This window comes from Pengzhenrongella sp. (assembly GCF_036565025.1).
Taxonomy (GTDB): domain Bacteria; phylum Actinomycetota; class Actinomycetes; order Actinomycetales; family Cellulomonadaceae; genus Pengzhenrongella.
In genome coordinates this window covers 1-1,752 of sequence record NZ_DATCNW010000056.1, presented here as the reverse complement: position 1 = coordinate 1,752, position 1,752 = coordinate 1, and the positions used below count along the sequence as shown (strand labels likewise).

Annotated in this window: 2 protein-coding genes; both read left to right on the top strand. The window is 70.9% G+C overall.

The features are described 5' to 3' along the window. Positions 1–182: 182 nt before the first annotated feature. A complete protein-coding gene (locus tag VIM26_RS02920; RefSeq protein WP_414696433.1) occupies positions 183–1,199 on the top strand; it encodes a glycosidase in 1,017 nt (338 codons plus the stop codon). Positions 1,200–1,233: 34 nt separating this feature from the next. Then, a partial coding sequence (manA, locus tag VIM26_RS02915; RefSeq protein WP_331948823.1) for a mannose-6-phosphate isomerase, class I occupies positions 1,234–1,752 on the top strand: 519 nt, incomplete at its 3' end.

Below are 1,752 nucleotides of genomic sequence, written 5' to 3'. Positions count from 1 at the left end.
CCACACCAACGCGATCGGTTCCATCCTGGCCGGATCGACCGTGCTGGCCGTGCCCGCGGTCGTGCTGTTCATCGTCTTCCAGCGTCATTTCACGGCAACTGATGCCTCCACCGGCACGAAGGGCTAATCCATTGAGCACCGACATTCTGGTCCCGTACAAGCTGACGCGTCTCGGCGTCATCATGACCCCCGAGCCGGGCAATGAGCTCGAGGCCGAGGGTGTGCTGAACCCGGGCACCGGCCACACCCCCGACGGCACGCTGTACCTGCTACCCCGCCTCGTCGCGACCGGCAACGTATCGCGGGTCGGGATCGCCAAGATCGTCCTGGCCGACGGCGTGCCGGTCGGCGTCGAGCGGGAGGGCGTCGTGCTGGCGCCCGACGCGGGCTGGGAGCGCGGCACGGAGTCGGCCGGCACCGAGGACCCCCGCGTGACGTGGATCCCCCTGCTCGACCTGCACGTCATGTCCTACGTCGCTTACGGCCCGCTCGGGCCGCGGCCCGCGATCGCCGTCTCGAGCGACCTGCGCGAGTGGCGCCGGCTGGGGCCGGTGCACTTCGTGTACCAGCCCGAGCTCGACCTGGACCTGAACCTGTTCCCGAACAAGGACGTGCTGTTCTTCCCGGAGCCCGTGCCGGGTCCGGACGGCGTGCTGTCCTTCGCGATGCTGCACCGCCCGATGTGGGACCTCGGCTGGGTCCGCGACGGCGAGGGCGTGCACCTGCCCGCGGGCGTGACCGACGAGCGGCCGGGGATCTGGATCTCCTACGTCCCGGTGTCCGACGTCCAGGCCGACATCGCCAACCTGGTCAACCAGTCCTCGAGCACGCTCGTCGCGATGCCCGAGCACGAGTTCGAGGAGCTCAAGATCGGCGGTGGGCCGCCGCCGATCCGCGTCGACGAGGGCTGGCTGCTGATCCACCACGGGGTGCGCGGCGCGCTCATCAAGGGCACCGACCAGCAGCAGGGCGTCAACTACGCCGCCGGCGCGATGATCCTGGACGCCACGGACCCCTCGAAGGTGCTCGCGCGCACCAGCGAGCCGATCCTCGCGCCCGAGACCGCGGAGGAGACCTCCGGGATCGTCCCGAACGTCGTGTTCCCGACCGCGATCGAAGAGGTCGACGGCGTGACGTACGTGTTCTACGGCATGGCGGACAGCAGCATCGGTGTGGCCCGCCTGGATCGTCAGGCCTAGTCCCGTGCCGGCCGACCGCCGGGGGCTGTGAGCCGTGTTCCGACTCACGAACCCCCAGATGCGCTACGACTGGGGCTCCGTAGCGCTGCTCCCTGAGCTTCTCGGCACGCCGGGGGACGGTCGGCCGCTCGCCGAGATCTGGATGGGGGCGCACCCAAGTGCGCCGTCGCGCATCTCGCTCGACGGGCGGCAGGTCGGTCTCGACGAGTTCGTCACGAGCCGGCCCGAGCAGGCGCTGGGCGCGGACCTCGGACGCGGTCCGGGGGCGCACCTGCCCTTCCTGCTGAAGCTCCTCGCGGCCGACCGGCCGCTGTCCTTGCAGGTGCACCCCACCCGCGAGCAGGCAGCGGCCGGCTTCCGCGCGGAGGACGCCGCGGGGATCGCGCCGGACGACCCGTCGCGCAACTACCGGGACTCCGAGCACAAGCCGGAGATGCTCTACGCGTTGACCCCGTTCGAGCTGATGGCCGGGTTCCGGCCGGTGCCGGTCATTCGCGAGCTGCTCGCCGGGCTCCGCATCGACGACCTCGCTCCGCTGCTCGCTGGGCTCGAC